The organism is Rhodanobacter sp. L36 (genome assembly GCF_009765755.1).
Taxonomy (GTDB): domain Bacteria; phylum Pseudomonadota; class Gammaproteobacteria; order Xanthomonadales; family Rhodanobacteraceae; genus Rhodanobacter.
This window is the reverse complement of the sequence record NZ_LMUV01000006.1, coordinates 222,236-235,992: the sequence shown is the minus strand read 5'-3', so window position 1 is coordinate 235,992 and position 13,757 is coordinate 222,236. Positions and strand designations below refer to the sequence as shown.

General features: G+C 61.8%; 13 protein-coding genes. 6 read left to right on the top strand and 7 right to left on the bottom strand.

Annotated elements, in window-relative coordinates:
• The first annotated feature begins 90 nt into the window (after nt 1-90).
• Together GSQ73_RS09375 and GSQ73_RS09370 are read left to right on the top strand one after the other, a co-directional pair.
• Nucleotides 91-1,296, top strand: coding sequence for a GNAT family N-acetyltransferase (locus GSQ73_RS09375; RefSeq protein WP_216844750.1), 1,206 nt, complete (start codon nt 91-93; stop codon nt 1,294-1,296).
• Nucleotides 1,296-2,048: a glycosyltransferase family 2 protein gene (locus GSQ73_RS09370; RefSeq protein WP_158883338.1), complete on the top strand. Its 753-nt coding sequence runs from the start codon at nt 1,296-1,298 to the stop codon at nt 2,046-2,048. Before GSQ73_RS09375 ends, GSQ73_RS09370 begins: the two co-directional genes overlap by 1 nt.
• Nucleotides 2,049-2,061: 13 nt before the next feature.
• Here GSQ73_RS09370 and GSQ73_RS09365 read toward each other — a convergent pair whose 3' ends face one another.
• The 7 genes from GSQ73_RS09365 to GSQ73_RS09335 all read right to left on the bottom strand — a co-directional run bounded on the left by GSQ73_RS09365 (nt 2,062) and on the right by GSQ73_RS09335 (nt 9,765).
• The gene (locus GSQ73_RS09365) at nt 2,062-3,741 is read right to left on the bottom strand and encodes a hypothetical protein (protein WP_254063355.1); all 1,680 of its coding nucleotides are present in this window, start codon (nt 3,739-3,741) and stop codon (nt 2,062-2,064) included.
• Nucleotides 3,742-3,743: 2 nt separating this feature from the next.
• Entirely contained in the window at nt 3,744-4,565 is an 822-nt protein-coding gene (locus tag GSQ73_RS09360; RefSeq protein ID WP_158883336.1) for an alpha/beta fold hydrolase, read from the bottom strand.
• Nucleotides 4,562-5,338 (bottom strand): alpha/beta hydrolase, encoded by a 777-nt coding sequence (locus tag GSQ73_RS09355; RefSeq protein ID WP_158883334.1) that lies wholly within the window; start codon nt 5,336-5,338, stop codon nt 4,562-4,564. The genes GSQ73_RS09360 and GSQ73_RS09355 overlap by 4 nt, the downstream gene beginning before the upstream one ends.
• Nucleotides 5,335-6,663, bottom strand: coding sequence for an outer membrane beta-barrel protein (locus GSQ73_RS09350; protein WP_158883332.1), 1,329 nt, complete (start codon nt 6,661-6,663; stop codon nt 5,335-5,337). The genes GSQ73_RS09355 and GSQ73_RS09350 overlap by 4 nt, the downstream gene beginning before the upstream one ends.
• A 127-nt stretch (nt 6,664-6,790) precedes the next feature.
• A complete protein-coding gene (locus GSQ73_RS09345) occupies nt 6,791-7,561 on the bottom strand; it encodes a polysaccharide biosynthesis protein (protein WP_158883330.1) in 771 nt (256 codons plus the stop codon).
• The gene (locus GSQ73_RS09340) at nt 7,558-9,108 is read right to left on the bottom strand and encodes an XrtA system polysaccharide chain length determinant (RefSeq protein WP_158883328.1); all 1,551 of its coding nucleotides are present in this window, start codon (nt 9,106-9,108) and stop codon (nt 7,558-7,560) included. Before GSQ73_RS09340 ends, GSQ73_RS09345 begins: the two co-directional genes overlap by 4 nt.
• Before the next feature lie 33 nt (nt 9,109-9,141).
• On the bottom strand, nt 9,142-9,765 hold the full coding sequence (locus GSQ73_RS09335) for an XrtA/PEP-CTERM system exopolysaccharide export protein (protein WP_158883326.1): 624 nt from the start codon (nt 9,763-9,765) through the stop codon (nt 9,142-9,144).
• Between the two features lie 471 nt (nt 9,766-10,236).
• Between GSQ73_RS09335 and dusA the strand changes: the two genes are divergently transcribed.
• From dusA to GSQ73_RS09315, 4 genes are all read left to right on the top strand, one after another.
• The gene (gene dusA, locus GSQ73_RS09330; RefSeq protein WP_158883324.1) at nt 10,237-11,217 is read left to right on the top strand and encodes a tRNA dihydrouridine(20/20a) synthase DusA; all 981 of its coding nucleotides are present in this window, start codon (nt 10,237-10,239) and stop codon (nt 11,215-11,217) included.
• 122 nt (nt 11,218-11,339) lie between these two features.
• A complete protein-coding gene (locus GSQ73_RS09325; protein WP_158883420.1) occupies nt 11,340-11,648 on the top strand; it encodes a hypothetical protein in 309 nt (102 codons plus the stop codon).
• Nucleotides 11,648-12,340 carry a response regulator transcription factor gene (locus GSQ73_RS09320; protein WP_113727681.1) on the top strand — a complete coding sequence of 231 codons (693 nt, stop codon included), beginning with the start codon at nt 11,648-11,650 and terminating at the stop codon, nt 12,338-12,340. The genes GSQ73_RS09325 and GSQ73_RS09320 overlap by 1 nt, the downstream gene beginning before the upstream one ends.
• Nucleotides 12,306-13,736: an ATP-binding protein gene (locus GSQ73_RS09315; RefSeq protein WP_158883419.1), complete on the top strand. Its 1,431-nt coding sequence runs from the start codon at nt 12,306-12,308 to the stop codon at nt 13,734-13,736. The genes GSQ73_RS09320 and GSQ73_RS09315 overlap by 35 nt, the downstream gene beginning before the upstream one ends.
• The last annotated feature ends 21 nt before the right edge of the window (nt 13,737-13,757 follow it).

Here is a 13,757-nt window from a genome sequence, read left to right as displayed (position 1 = left end):
TCGAGTCCCGAAGTGGAAAGCGGCGACGCCGCGTCGCTCGCGCACAGGGGTTTTTCTGAAGTGACGAATGCGCTGGATCAGCAACCCCGGATGGCCGGCTGGCCGCAGGACGCTCTGACCACGCGTGTCATCGAGGACATGGCTGCATGGGATGCGATTCGCGATGATTGGAACGCCCTCCATGCGCTCAGCCCGACGGCTTCGACGACGCTGGATTTCGTCTGGTTGCGTGGCTGGTGGCAGGTCTATGGCGACGTCTACGGTGCGGGCGGTTTGCGCATCATCACGCTATGGCGCGACGAGCAACTTGTCGGCGCATTGCCGTTGTACATCGAGGTGCGCAAGAGCGGACCGTTTTCCATCCGCTGCCTGCGACTGATTTCGACCGGCGAGGCCGAGTACGAAGAAACCTGTCCGGACTATCTCGATCTGCTGCATGTGCCTGGCGAAGAAAAAGCCTGCGCGCGGGCGGCGTGGAGCGCGATGGCGGGCATGGATTGGCACACGCTGGAATTGCTCGATCTCTCCGATGATTCGCCGCTGCGTCATGGACAAGACGTGTGGCCGAAAACACGCCGGGTGAAAATCACGACGCGTGGCAATTGTCCGATCGCCGACCTCGGCGACGGCTTCGAAGCGTATCTCGCGCAGCGTTCGCACAAGACCCGCGCGCGTGCACGTCAGGAGCTGCGCAAGGTGGAAGAATCCGGCGCGAGCTTCGAGCTGGCGGATGCATCGAACGCGGACGAATTCCTGGATGACCTCATTCGCGTCCATCAGCAGCGCTGGACGGCCGACGGAAAGCCCGGATGTTTCTCGGCGCCGAGATTCACGCAATTCCACCGCCAACTGGTGCGCGAATGGACGGCCAGCGGGCGCGCGGTATTGGCGCGGCTTTCGCATCAGGGAAAAGCCGGCGTGGTGCTATATGGCTTCGTCACCGGCCGCAAGTTCGACCTGTACCAGCTGGGCGTCACGTCGATGGAGGAAACGACCATCAGCAGTCCGGGCATGGCGGCGAATCTTTTGCTGATGGCGCGGCTCGCGGAACGCGCCGTGACGAGCTACGACTTTCTTCGCGGGCTCAGTCCGTACAAGAAGTCGCTGACCACTTCGCAACGCGAGCTGATTCGCATCGGTTGTAACAGACCGAGTGCCTTGGTGTGGTTCGATCAGGTACTGCAACTGCTGACGCGCGCACGGCGCAAGTTCGGTCGCGTGGTTTTTCGTCCAAAGCCTGAAGGGCAGCGCATGAAGAACGATGGCGAAGAGCATTCCGGCGAGCATCAGGCGTGATGGAACAGCAAGCACTCGTCAGCGTGGTGATGCCGGCGCACGATGCCGAGAGGTTCATCGCGAAACCGATCGCTTCGGTGCTGGCGCAAACATATCGCCATCTGGAATTGATCATCGTCGACGATGCATCGCGTGATGGCACGCTGGCGATGATCGAGGAACGCGCGCGCAACGACGAACGGATTCGCATCGTCAAGCTGTCGCCCAACGGCGGCGTCGCCGCGGCGCGTAACGCCGGCGTTGCGGCAGCCCGCGGCACGTATATCGCGTTTCTCGACAGCGACGACTGGTGGCATCCGCGCAAGCTGGAACTGCAATTCGCGTTGATGGAGCGCACGGGTGCGCAGATCAGTTACACGGCTTACGACCGCGTCGGAGAAGACGGCGGATGGCTGTCGAAAGTGCGTCCGCCGGCGTCGGTGTCGTACACCGACATGCTCAAGAGCAATCGCATTGGCAACCTCACAGGCATGTACTCGCGCAGCCTCGGCGACGTGCCGTTCCGCAAGATCGGTCACGAGGATTACGTGTTCTGGCTGGAGATGGTGCGTCGCGCCGGTGGCGCAACCTGCGTGCCGTCGGACGAACCGCTGGCCTGGTATCTCGTGCGCAAAGGTTCGGTGTCGTCGGACAAGTTGAAGGCGGCGCGCTGGCAGTGGCATATCTATCGTGACATCGAGAAACTTGGCTTGTTCTCTTCCGCGTTCTATCTGCTGCACTACATCCGCAACGCCGTCGCCAAGCGACGCTGATATCGCCAGCGGCTCATGGTTGCGTCGCCGAGTGATGGATCAGCCACTGCACCACACCGACGCCGCGGTTGTTCCAGTTGAAGCGACGCGGAGTCGCGCTGGTGGTGGCGCACGTCATGTTGTACGACGAACCCAGCAATGCCATTCGTTTGTCGAGCGCCCGTTGCTGCGCGGGGTCCGTTTCGAAATAACGCGCCAGCGCGACCGGCAAGGTCAGCTCGACATTGTGGTAGTCGCTGTACCATCCGTCGGAATTCTGGATCGCCAGAACGCGCGCCGGATCGCCGTGCGGCGATGACCAGTACCAGCTGATCTGACCGCTCGCGCCGCTGCAGGAGTCGCGCCAGTCAGCACCGGGTTTCAGCGTATCGATATCGATCCAGCCGTAGCGTTCGAGGTAGCGACCGAAACCGGTGAGCATCACCGGAATGCGCTTGTCGCCGGTGACAAGCCAGGCATGCCACAAGCCATCCACGATGTTCTCGGTCATCCAGGGCGAGGTGCCGCGAACATCGGTCGCCGCATCGTATTTGTCGCCTTCGTGCGCCTGCCAGCTGCTGCGCCACGAACCATCGTTGCCGAGGCCGTCGGGATTGTGCTGCTGGTGATCGTAGAGCCAGCCGACGCGATCGTTGATGTCCTTGCGGTAGTCGGCGTCGCCGGTGACTTCATAGGCGCTGACGGTTTCCAGCAGGCCCAGGCCCATTTCGCGTTCGGTGAATCGGTGTTCGGGTTTGTCGTAGGGTCCGGCCGGATAGTTCCAGCCACCGGATCGCCACGATCCCATCATGCGTTCGACCAGCGAGGCATCGTGGCGGCTGTCGTCGCCGTTCAGGCCGAGCGCAAACAGGATCGGTTCGATGTAGACGTATTTCGGATCGCACACATTCACTTCGCCCAGGCTCCAGCCGCCGCCGCAAAGTGGCCAGCCCGGCATGCCGAAATGGCGCAGATGACTCATGTAGAACGCGTAGCTCTCGGTGGCTGCGGCAAGGTAATCGAGCCGGCCAGTGCGCACGTATTGCTGGAATAATGCGGTGGGCCGATCGAACAACCAGGACGAGCCCTGCTTGCTCGGCAAGGCCTTGGCCCATGCGAATTGCGTGGCGAAATAGCGATCGTAGGGACTGGATGATGTCGGCTGCTGCGGCCCGGCGATCAGCGACGCGGACATCCATTGCGCGGTCAACGTTGCGAGCACGCCGGGGACGGTTACATCATTGCTGTCCTGCACTTCGCCATCGGCATAATCCCAGCCGTCCGACAGCGGCGTGGTGGCGGGCACGTCATATGTGAAGTGCAGCTTGCGCGTATCGCCATCGAGGTCGGCATGCAACTGCACCTTCACCGCGCGGATGCTGTTGTCCTTGAAGTACCAGCGCAACGTCGGCTCGACGTGCGCGGGCAGCTCCCGATTCTGTTCGTCGAGAATGCGCACGTTGCGCGCGTCTTTCAGCAGGCCCGGCGCAAATGGAAGGCCAAACGTGACCGCCACATCCCTGCCGATGGCGCCGTTGCGATGCAGTTCGATCAGCTGCCAGCGCGCGTCCGTGCCGGCCACGTTCACCGCGGGCAGCAACGTTGATGGTGGCTTGGCGGTTTGCGTCGCAGCCGCGTGAATGTCACCGGCCTGGATTATCGTGACGATCCCCGCGAACGCGACAAGCAGCAGGGCTCGCCTGAGCCGGGACACCTTCACGTCAATGACTGCGGCGGGAAATGCTGGCGCATCCAGTGTTCAATCTTGCCCAGCAGCAGTGCCCGATCCCCGGCGAGGATGTATGTGTGATCGGTTTCTTCCAGGCGCTCGACTTCGACGCCGGGATGCGCGGCGAGCTTGCCGTAGTTTTCGCGAAACTGCTGGCGGCCATTGAAATAGTTGCTCGCACCACCGCTGTAGATGAAATACATCTTCGTGCCGCGTTCGAGCATGCCGGCCATCTCGTCGCGCACCTGTTCGCGCGGCGGAAACACCACGCCGAAGGATGGTTGCGACGCCGACTTGTCGCTCTTGTGCAATCGACGTGCGACGGAACGTACGAGCCGCGCGGGGTTGATCAGGCGCGGCAGGTAATAGCGCAACTTGAATCCAGTCGAGCGGTACGCGTAACCGTCGAGGAACACGGCGCCGGCAACGGCACTTTCGGAAGTCGCCGCGCGATGCGCGTTCTCCGCTCCGGAACACAGGCCGATCAGCACGAAGCGCTTGCAGCCGGATTGCGCACCGAGCAACGTCATCGCATCGGCGACATCCGCGCGCACTTGCTGCACGCGCGAGAGTGATTCGCCGCTCGCGCCACTGTCGCCGAGTGTGGATAGATCGAAACGCAGCGTCGGATAACCGGAGGCATTCATGCGTCGGGTCAGTTCAACGTTCAGGCGGAACGGACCGATGCGATGAACCAGCCCGGCGTTCAACACGATCACGCCGACATCGTTCGCTGCCGCCGACGGTATGCCGGAGATGCCGACGAGATGCGCGGCGCGCCCGAAGCGATGGGCACGCTCGGTGTTCACCGTGCCTCCTGCATGTGCGTGGCGATGGCCTGGATCAATTCGTGCGAAAGGATCGCGAGCTCCAGTCGCTCGGGATCGTCCCAAGGCGTGCGCGGCAGTTTGATTGTTTTCGTGCTCGGTGCGGTGTGTTCGTTCCAGACAGTCGATTCGTCCGCTCGCGAATCCACCAGCAAGGTCGGACCGTCGGGCGGCACCACGCGCAGATCGAGCAGCTGCTGTCGCAGCATCGGGCTCACCGGAAATCCCAGCCACTGATCCGCGACAGAGGTGGCCGGTCGCGATTTCAGGAAGCGATTGGTGTCGTGCTGCAACGCGTTCTGCATCGCATCGAGTCGGGCGATGTGCGCGGCGGCATTCGTGATCGGATCCCACAGCATCAAGTCGGCGAAACGGGCATGCGTTGCGCTCGCCATGGCCACGTTGGCGCCGAGTCTGGCGCCAAATGCAGCGACGGTTTCGCAATGGCTGCGCACGCGCAATTCATCTGCGGCTGCGACGGTGTCGGCGATGCATTGGTTCCAGTCGACGTCGATGCTGCTGCCCGCCGAATCGCCACTGCCGCTGTAGTCGAAACGCATTACGGCGATGCCTGCCGCTGCCAGTGTTTGCGCGAGCTGGCGATACAGTCGATGGGTGCGGATGAGGTCCTGGCCGAACGGCGGGCACAGCAGTACCGACTTCTTCGTCGGTGCAGCTGCCGGGTGATACAGACCGAACAGTTTCGCGCCGGTTCCGAAATGAAAGGGAATTTCGGCTTCAGCTTCGACCATCATCTTTTGAACACGATGCCCACGTAGATCTCGTTTTCGCGGTAGCTCTGCGTAGCATCCGTGCTGCTTTGTTGATCGTGCGTGTACGACACGCGCCAGCCCCAATGCGGCGTGCGGTTGCTTGAAAGGCTGAGTCCGTACGCGGTGTGCTTGTCCTGCCTGTCGAGGAATTGGTAGGTCAGCCTTTCCGTGTTTCCGTATGCGGAAAGCAGCAACTGGCCGGGCAGGCGATAGTCGACGCCGATGCTGCCGCCGCGGCCTTTCTCATCGAAGGTCGGGTCGTTGAGATAGCTGAGCTTGCGGAAGAACGGCGCGACGCGGAACGAGAGGCGTTCGGCGGTATACGCGTAAATGCCTTCGAAGCGCTGCTCGACGTAGACCTGCGAACCGACGATGGCGTCGCCCGTGCTGATGCCGCGCCCGCCGCCGGCGCTGATGTCACCGACCGCTGCGGGAATGAGCTGCTGGCCCGGCTGTACCATCATGTCCTGCGCGGCGTCGCTGTACTGACGTCCCGCAGCTGCAGTGAACGTGCTGCTGGCGACCGGTCGCCAGCTGATCGACACCTGCGCCAAGGGCGTCGTGGCGTCTTTCGCCTGGTCGTAGCGTATGCGGGACCAGCCCGCCATCGCATCGATGTCGAAGAGTGCGAGCTTGCTTACATAGCGGCCGAAGATCTGGTCGCGATCGTAGTTCGGGCCGCCGCCCTGGTTTTCGAAATCGACATGCTGCGATTCGATGTTGACGGACAACTGATCGGTGGCGCTCAGATCCTTGAAGATGCGCAGCGCGCCTTGTCCGCGATTGGAATCGAATTCCTTGGTCTTCTGCGCTGTGCTGTTGATGTAGCGCAACTCGGCTTGGCCGCGCAGCGAATCGCCGAGCATGAAGTGCAAGGTCGGGCCGACCAGCAACACGTTGGTCTGCTGCTGGTTGTCCGGCGAGTTGGTTGCCAGCGAGGCCACGGGTTGCACGCCGGCGTAGTCGTCGACTTCGAAATCCAGTCGTTGCGGCAACAGCGTCCAGTTGACCTGACCCGACACCTGCGCGAACAGCTGGTTGCTGAAAGAGCCGCCAAGGTAATCGCGATATTCCAGGTTGCCGGCGACGTTTGCTTGCACCCTTGAACCGGCCTGCACGAACGTGAAATTCATGCCCGGGATCAACACATTTTCGCTGACCGGATTGTTCGGGCTCAGGTCGATGTTGTCGCTGTGTTCGACGCCCGCGTAAAGGGTGTAGTCGAATTGCGCTGCGGACGCCGCGCCGCTGAGCAAAGTCAGCGCGATGGCGGTCGCAATGCGTCGAAGCTTGATGGAAACCGGCATAGCCTTCCCCTGTCGATCCAATCGTTTGTCGGGCTGAATCCCTTCAGTTCACCGACGATCTTTCCGTGTTGTCCCGATGGACTTGCGATGCGAGCCCAGCCCAATCGTGTCGCCTTATCGCGCGCCGTCAGGGCGCGTGGTTGAACACCACTCCCGCCACCTTGTCCGGATCGAAATTGGCAACCGCCTGAGTAATCGCCTTGGGCGTATCCCGTCCGTAACCTGCAACCACGACCACGAAGTCGGCGAGGTCGGAAAGAATGCGCGCGTCCGGCGACCCCTTGATGGCTGGGCCATCGAGAAAGATGTAGCGATCCGGATAGCGACAACGCAGCGAATCGATTACCGCGCGCATCCGGAACGACGAATAATATTCACCGCCGTTTTCGCGCGCCTTGCCAGCCGGTATCAAACGCATGCGCGGAATGCCGGTGTGGTAAAGCACGGACTTGATGCCGAGCGCAGGGTGTTCGAGAAAATCGATCAGCCCGCCGTTGTGCGGTTCGACCCCGAGCGCCTTGTGCTGTGCCGGATAACGCAGGTTGCAGTCGATCAGCAGGCTGGTCTTCGTTTCGTCGAAGGCGAAAGCGGTCGCGAGATTGCGTGCCACGAAACTGCTGCCCGAGTTCGGGCTCACGGAAACCAGCAGGGTGACGAAATTCTGTTCGCCCGCGAGCCCGAGCAGGCGCGTGCGAATTTCGCGGAACGCATCGGACTGCCTGCGAACGGAATCCTCGCGATGGATCAGCTGTCGCGACTCGAGCTGTTTCGTGGCCAGCGCACCTTCTTCGGCCATGCGCGCGATGGAATGGCCCGTGGCGGACTGCACGAGATTGCCGGAAGCGTCTTCGGAAAGATCGTTGCTGCGGTCGATGATCGGTTCGTCGTTGGCGTTCATGCCGCTCCCCTCAGCTTGAGCAGGAAAAGGATGAGGTACGCCGCACCCACTGCCGCGATCACCAGCACCATGATCGTGTTGCGCAGGTTGTCCCGGCGTCGATCCTGCGGCGATGGATAGAAGGGAACTGTGGCCAAGGTCGTGAATCCGGTGAGTCGCTCCAGTTGCTCGGCGGAGCGTACGCGTGGATCGAAACGTGCGATACCAACCAAAAGGCCGATCGGAATCGCCAGCGCGAGGATGAGTCCGGCCAGACCGAAGTGGAAAAAGCGTAGGCCTGAAGGACTAAGCGGCATCACTGCCGGGTTCTGAATAAGAAAGGTGAGGCCCTGATGCTCGGCATCGAGATCCATCGACACGCGCGCGCTTTCGCGGCGCTTGAGCAGATCCTGGTAGACGTCGCGATTGACGTCGTAATCGCGCGTGAGTTCGGAGGTGGCGTTTTCCGAACCGGCGATGCGCTTGCTGCGCTCGAGTTCGGAATCAAGCATCGATTCGCTCGCACTCATGCGTGCGTTGCTCGCCGCGATGTCGCTGCGGATCGCGGACAACTGGCTTTTCATCTGCTGGTAGAGCGGATTGAACTGCGCGCTGCCTTCGATCGACGTGGGCGAACCGGCTTGGCCGCCGTTCTGTTTGTGCAGCTGCGCCTGCGCCATCTGGCGCTGGATGTCTTCCATCTGGTGACGGATGCGCACGACGTCCGGATATTCGGATGTGTACGTCATCAGCAGCTTGTCGAGCTGGGTTTGCAGATCGGCGAGCTGCGAGCGGTAGATGCCTTCGGTCGTCTGCACGGCGGTGACTTCGGATTCGCCGGAAAGCTGGCTTTGCAGTGACGATTCCTGCGAGCGTTTTTCCATCAGGTCCATGCGCGAATTCTCGACCTGCGTGCGCAGCTGGCTGATGCGCGCACTGGTGTCGGCTTCGCTGCCGGGTCGTGCATCCGCGTTGGATTCGCGATATGCCTTGAGCTTTTCTTCGGCTGTTGTCAGCTTCAGGCGATACGCTTCGACCTGGCTGTTGATGAACTCGAACGCGTCGCGACTTTCGCGTTGCTTGGACGCCAGGCTTTCGCTGATGAACAGCTGCGCGAACTGACGGGTGACGTCGTAGGTGCGCTTGGGATCGGTGTCGTAGTAGCTGATGGTGATCAGGTTGTCCTGCGAAATCTGGACGCGTGTGCGCGCCTTGATGGCTTCGATCAGGTGATCCTGTTCGATCGGCGAGGGATGGCTGGCCGCCCAGCCGCCGACCTCAAGAATCTGATCCATGATCTTGCGGCTGAAGATCACGTCGCGGGCAATGCCGGCGCGATTCTTGTTGCCGGTCGTTGCGGCCGCACCTTCCATCAGCGGCGTGATGATGCTGCTTTCCTGCGCCAGGATCGTGGTGGACGCGTCGTATTTTTTCGGCCACAACATGCCGACCACCAGTGCAGCCAGAGCGATCGCCGCAAACACCAGGGCAAGCGCCACACGGTGTCGTCGTCCTTCGCTCGCAAGCACTGGCAACATCCCGCCGAAAGGCGCGAGTTCACCACTCATGAAATTCCCCCTGATTCTTGAATCTGTAGCTACTTAGAACGCGCGTTGCTGCACCGTGATGACATCGCCCGGCTGCAACGGATAGTTGGTTGTGAGGTCGCCACGCTGCAGCACCTTGTCGAGGCGCACCGCGTAGGGAGTTGTCACGCCATCCTTGGCCTGACGATAGAGTTCGGTGCGATCGGGGGCGGCGAATTCAGTCGGGCCACCCGCAGCCAGTACGGCATCGAGAACCGTCATGCCCTGGCGATACGCAACCGATACCGGCGTGCGCACGGCGCCCGTGACGCGAACGCGCGACAGATATTCATGGCTGCGCAGCTGGGTCAGGATGACGGCGACCTGCGGATCGCGCACGAAGGCCTGGAGTTTGTCCTTGATCGTGGCGGCGACCTGCTCCGGCGTCTGGCCACCGGCCTCAACGTCGCCGATCAGCGGCACGGTGATTCGGCCATCCGGACGAACCGGAACACTGACGCTGAGATCGGGGTTGTGCCAGACGGAAATCTGCAGCTCGTCGTCGACACCGATGTGGTACGAAGTGACGGCTTGCGCATCAGGATTGAGTGGTGGCGCCTGGTTGCTACCGGACGTGGTGGCGCAGGATGCGAGCAGCATGACAAGAGACAGCGCGAGGAGACGGCAGAGGGTCTTCATGGGCGGCCTGATCGAGTTGGGAAGAGACACAATATTAACATAAATCAAGCGATTTACGTCACAGTTACACCGATCGAAAGGCCTATCCAGCCCGCAATACAGCTCGAATTCGCCCTTTACGAACTCGCGCCCTCCGTCTTCGGACCTGCGCGCGTTACCCTCCGCTTTGCCATGCGAGGCCCACGAGGAAGTCAGATCAACTGATGCCCGCGAGCTGTCATCGATTTCAGGTGCGGACCGGCGAGGATCGTCGCCTGGATGGAATCGCCGAGGTCCATTCGAGGAACGGCTGAATCGCCAAGGTGGATACGCGCGGCCCGTCCGTCTCCTTCGATGCAAAACGGCTTCCGCCTGCGGGAATCATGAGCACGCAAGCAACGGCCGAGAGCCCCGAACCTCGCATCACATTCATCCCAAAGGTTTGCTGGGCCGTCCAAACGACGGCCAAACGAGGGCAGCTACAATATCGCGATGCCTAACTGCGAGCCCACCGCCTTCCGCATCTGCGTCGCGCCGATGATGGATTGGACCGATCGTCACTGCCGCTATTTCCATCGGCTGCTTTCGTCGCGTGCGCGGCTCTATACCGAAATGGTGACCAGCGCGGCGCTCGTGCGCGGGAATCAGTTTCGTCTGCTGGAACACAGCCAGCAGGAGCATCCGCTGGCCTTGCAACTGGGTGGCAGCGATCCGGCCGAACTGGCGCAGGCTGCGCGCTACGGCGAACAGGCCGGTTACGACGAAATCAATCTCAATGTGGGCTGTCCGTCGGATCGTGTGCAGTCGGGGCGTTTTGGCGCTTGCTTGATGCGCGAGCCGGCGCTGGTTGGTGATTGCGTGAAGGCGATGCGTGATGCAGTCGCCGTGCCGGTGACGGTGAAATGCCGCATCGGTGTGGATGATCAGGACGAGTACGTGGACCTTCAGCATTTCACCGAGCGGATGCTGGACGCGGGCGTCGAGGTTTTGGCCGTCCATGCACGCAAGGCATGGCTGCAGGGGCTTTCTCCGAAGGAGAATCGCGAGATTCCGCCGCTTGACTACCAGCGCGTGTATCGGCTCAAGCGCGAATTTCCGCAACTCGTCGTGGTGATCAACGGCGGCATCACGACCGTCGATCAGGTGCGCGAACATCTGGCGCAGGTGGATGGCGTGATGCTGGGCCGCGCTGCGTACCACGATCCGTATTTGCTGGCCCGGATCGAAAGCGATCTCTACGGCGAGGCGCTTCCATCGCGCGACGATGTGCTACGGCACATGCGTCCGTACGTGCAAGCGGAACTGGGTCGCGGCACTGCGCTCAAACACATCAGCCGGCATTTGCTGGGGCTGTACCAAGGCGAGCCGGGTGCGCGCGCGTTCCGCCGGACGATCAGCGAAGGCGCGCATCTTCCCGGAGCCGGCTGGGCGTTGATCGAACAGGCGATGGCGCCGTATCCGGCGGTGGCGTGACAGCCGCGGTCCGTCCGGTCAGTATTCAGCCCGGATTGCCTACGCTGCACGTTCAGGCAGGTGCGGGGCGGGACATCGACGCAATGATCACAAGCTATAACCGGGTTTCGGCAGGCCGGACGATGACGCTGGCCTTTTCGCTTTTGCTGGCGCCGTTGGCGCCGTTGAGTGCGCAGACTTCGCAGCCGGCAGCACCGACGGTGACGCTGGATCAGGCCGTGTTGCAGGTTCAGCAGGACACCGGCGGCAAGGTGCTTTCGGCCGATCCGCGAAGGATCGGTCGCCGTCTGGAATACCGGATCAAGGTGCTCACGCCGCAAGGGCACGTGCAAGTGATGGCGATTTCATCCGAGCCGGGCAAGAATCCGGTCTCTACACAGTCAACCAAGAATCCGCCCGGCAAGAACGCGGGCAGCAAGGAGAAACACTGATGCGCATCCTGTTGGTGGAGGACGAGGCGCCGTTGCGCGAGACGCTGGCGGCACGCCTGAAACGCGACGGTTTCGCGGTCGATGCGGCGCAGGATGGCGAAGAGGGCATCTACCTCGGTCGTGAAGTCCCATTCGATCTGGCGATCATCGATCTGGGCCTGCCGAAAATGTCCGGCATGGATCTGGTGAAAGCGCTGCGCGAACACGGCCAGCGTTATCCGATCCTGATCCTGACCGCGCGCGGAAGCTGGCAGGACAAGGTCGAAGGCCTCAAGTATGGCGCCGACGACTACTTGGTGAAACCGTTCCATGTCGAGGAACTGCTGGCGCGCATCAACGCGCTGGTCCGACGTGCGAGCGGATGGTCCAAGCCGATTCTTGCCTGCGGCATGATCAAGCTGGATACCACAGCGCAAACGGTGACGGTCGAAGGCAAACTCGTCGACCTGACCAGCTACGAATACAAGGTGCTGGAGTACCTGATGCTGCACGCGGGCGAGCTGGTTTCTAAAGCCGACCTCACCGAGCACATCTACCAGCAGGATTTCGATCGCGACTCCAATGTGCTCGAAGTGTTCATCGGCCGGTTGCGGCGCAAGCTTGATCCGGAAGGCACCCTCAAACCCATCGAGACGGTACGTGGACGCGGATACCGCTTTGCCATCCCGCGCACCGACGGCGACGACGAGTAATCATTCGGAGTCGCCGCGTCGTCCGCTTTCGCTGGCGGCGCGCGCGGCGATTGCCACCGGATTCGTGGTGGCCGGCTTTCTCGGGCTGGTCGGACTGACGATGTCGCAGACGATCAAGGAGCGCGCACTCAGCGCGCTGCATGCGCGTTTGTACAATTTCGCCATCGCCTTCATCACCAATACCGAAATCAATCGCGACGGCAAATTGCTGCAACCGGACAACTCACCGGGCAGTGCGCCGGACCCGAGTTTTTCGCAACCGGGTTCGGGCCTCTATGCCGCTGCCGTGGGCGATCACGGTTATCACTGGGAATCGCTGTCGGCTGTTGGTCGTGATTTCAGTTTCCTCAAGCCGTTGTCGCCAGGCGAGATGCAGTGGGGGCCGATCGATACCAGCATGGGCCGGCTGTATTACTTCAGTTATGGCGTGACCCTGGATACCGAGCACCGGAAATCGGTCGGGTTGACGGTGATGGTGGCGCAGACCGAGGACCAGTTCGAAGGCGAAAATGCGGTCGCGCGACACACGCTGGTGATCTGGCTTTCGATACTGGGCGTCATGCTGATCGTGCTGCAACTGCTGCTGCTGCGCTGGAGTCTTACGCCGCTGCGCAAAGTCGCCAGCGACATGAGTCGCGTCGAGCGCGGTGACAGCGAGCAACTCGATAGCCAATATCCGCTGGAGCTGACCGGCCTCACCGAGCGCATCAACGCGTTCATCGACAACGAGCGCGAACAACGCACACGCTATCGCCACACGCTTGCCGATCTTGCGCACAGTTTGAAGACGCCGCTGGCGGTGATCCGGTCGCAACTCGAATCGGTCAGTGGCGAAGATGCGCCACGACGCAGCGAAGTGCTTGACCAGGTGCGACGCATGGACGAACTCGTCGCCTATCAGTTGTCCCGCGCAGCTACGTCGGGCCGGCAGACATTTGCGAGCGCGGTACCGATCGCGGGGCACGCCGAAGATCTGGTGCAGAGCCTGGAAAAGGTTTACGCGGCCAAGAATGTCCTGTGCGAATTCGACATCGACGACGGCGCCGTTTTCTATGGCGAGCAGGGCGACTTGCTGGAATTGATGGGCAATCTTCTGGAAAACGCTTTCAAGTGGTCCAGCCATCGCGTGCTGCTGGTGGTGAAGATGCAGCCGCCTTCCGGAAAGCAGCGTCCGGGACTGCGCCTGAGCGTGGAAGACGACGGCCCCGGCATCGCCGACGACAAGATCGAGAAAGTGCTGCAACGTGGCGTTCGCGGCGACGAACGCGTGCAAGGGCACGGCATCGGCCTGTCGATCGTGCAGGACATCGTGCACGCGTATCAGGGAGAACTCGTGGTGGATCGCTCGCCGGAATTCGGTGGCGCGCGTTTCAGCGTGGCGCTGGCGCCCGGTTAGCCAAGTTCACCGTCGCGTGGT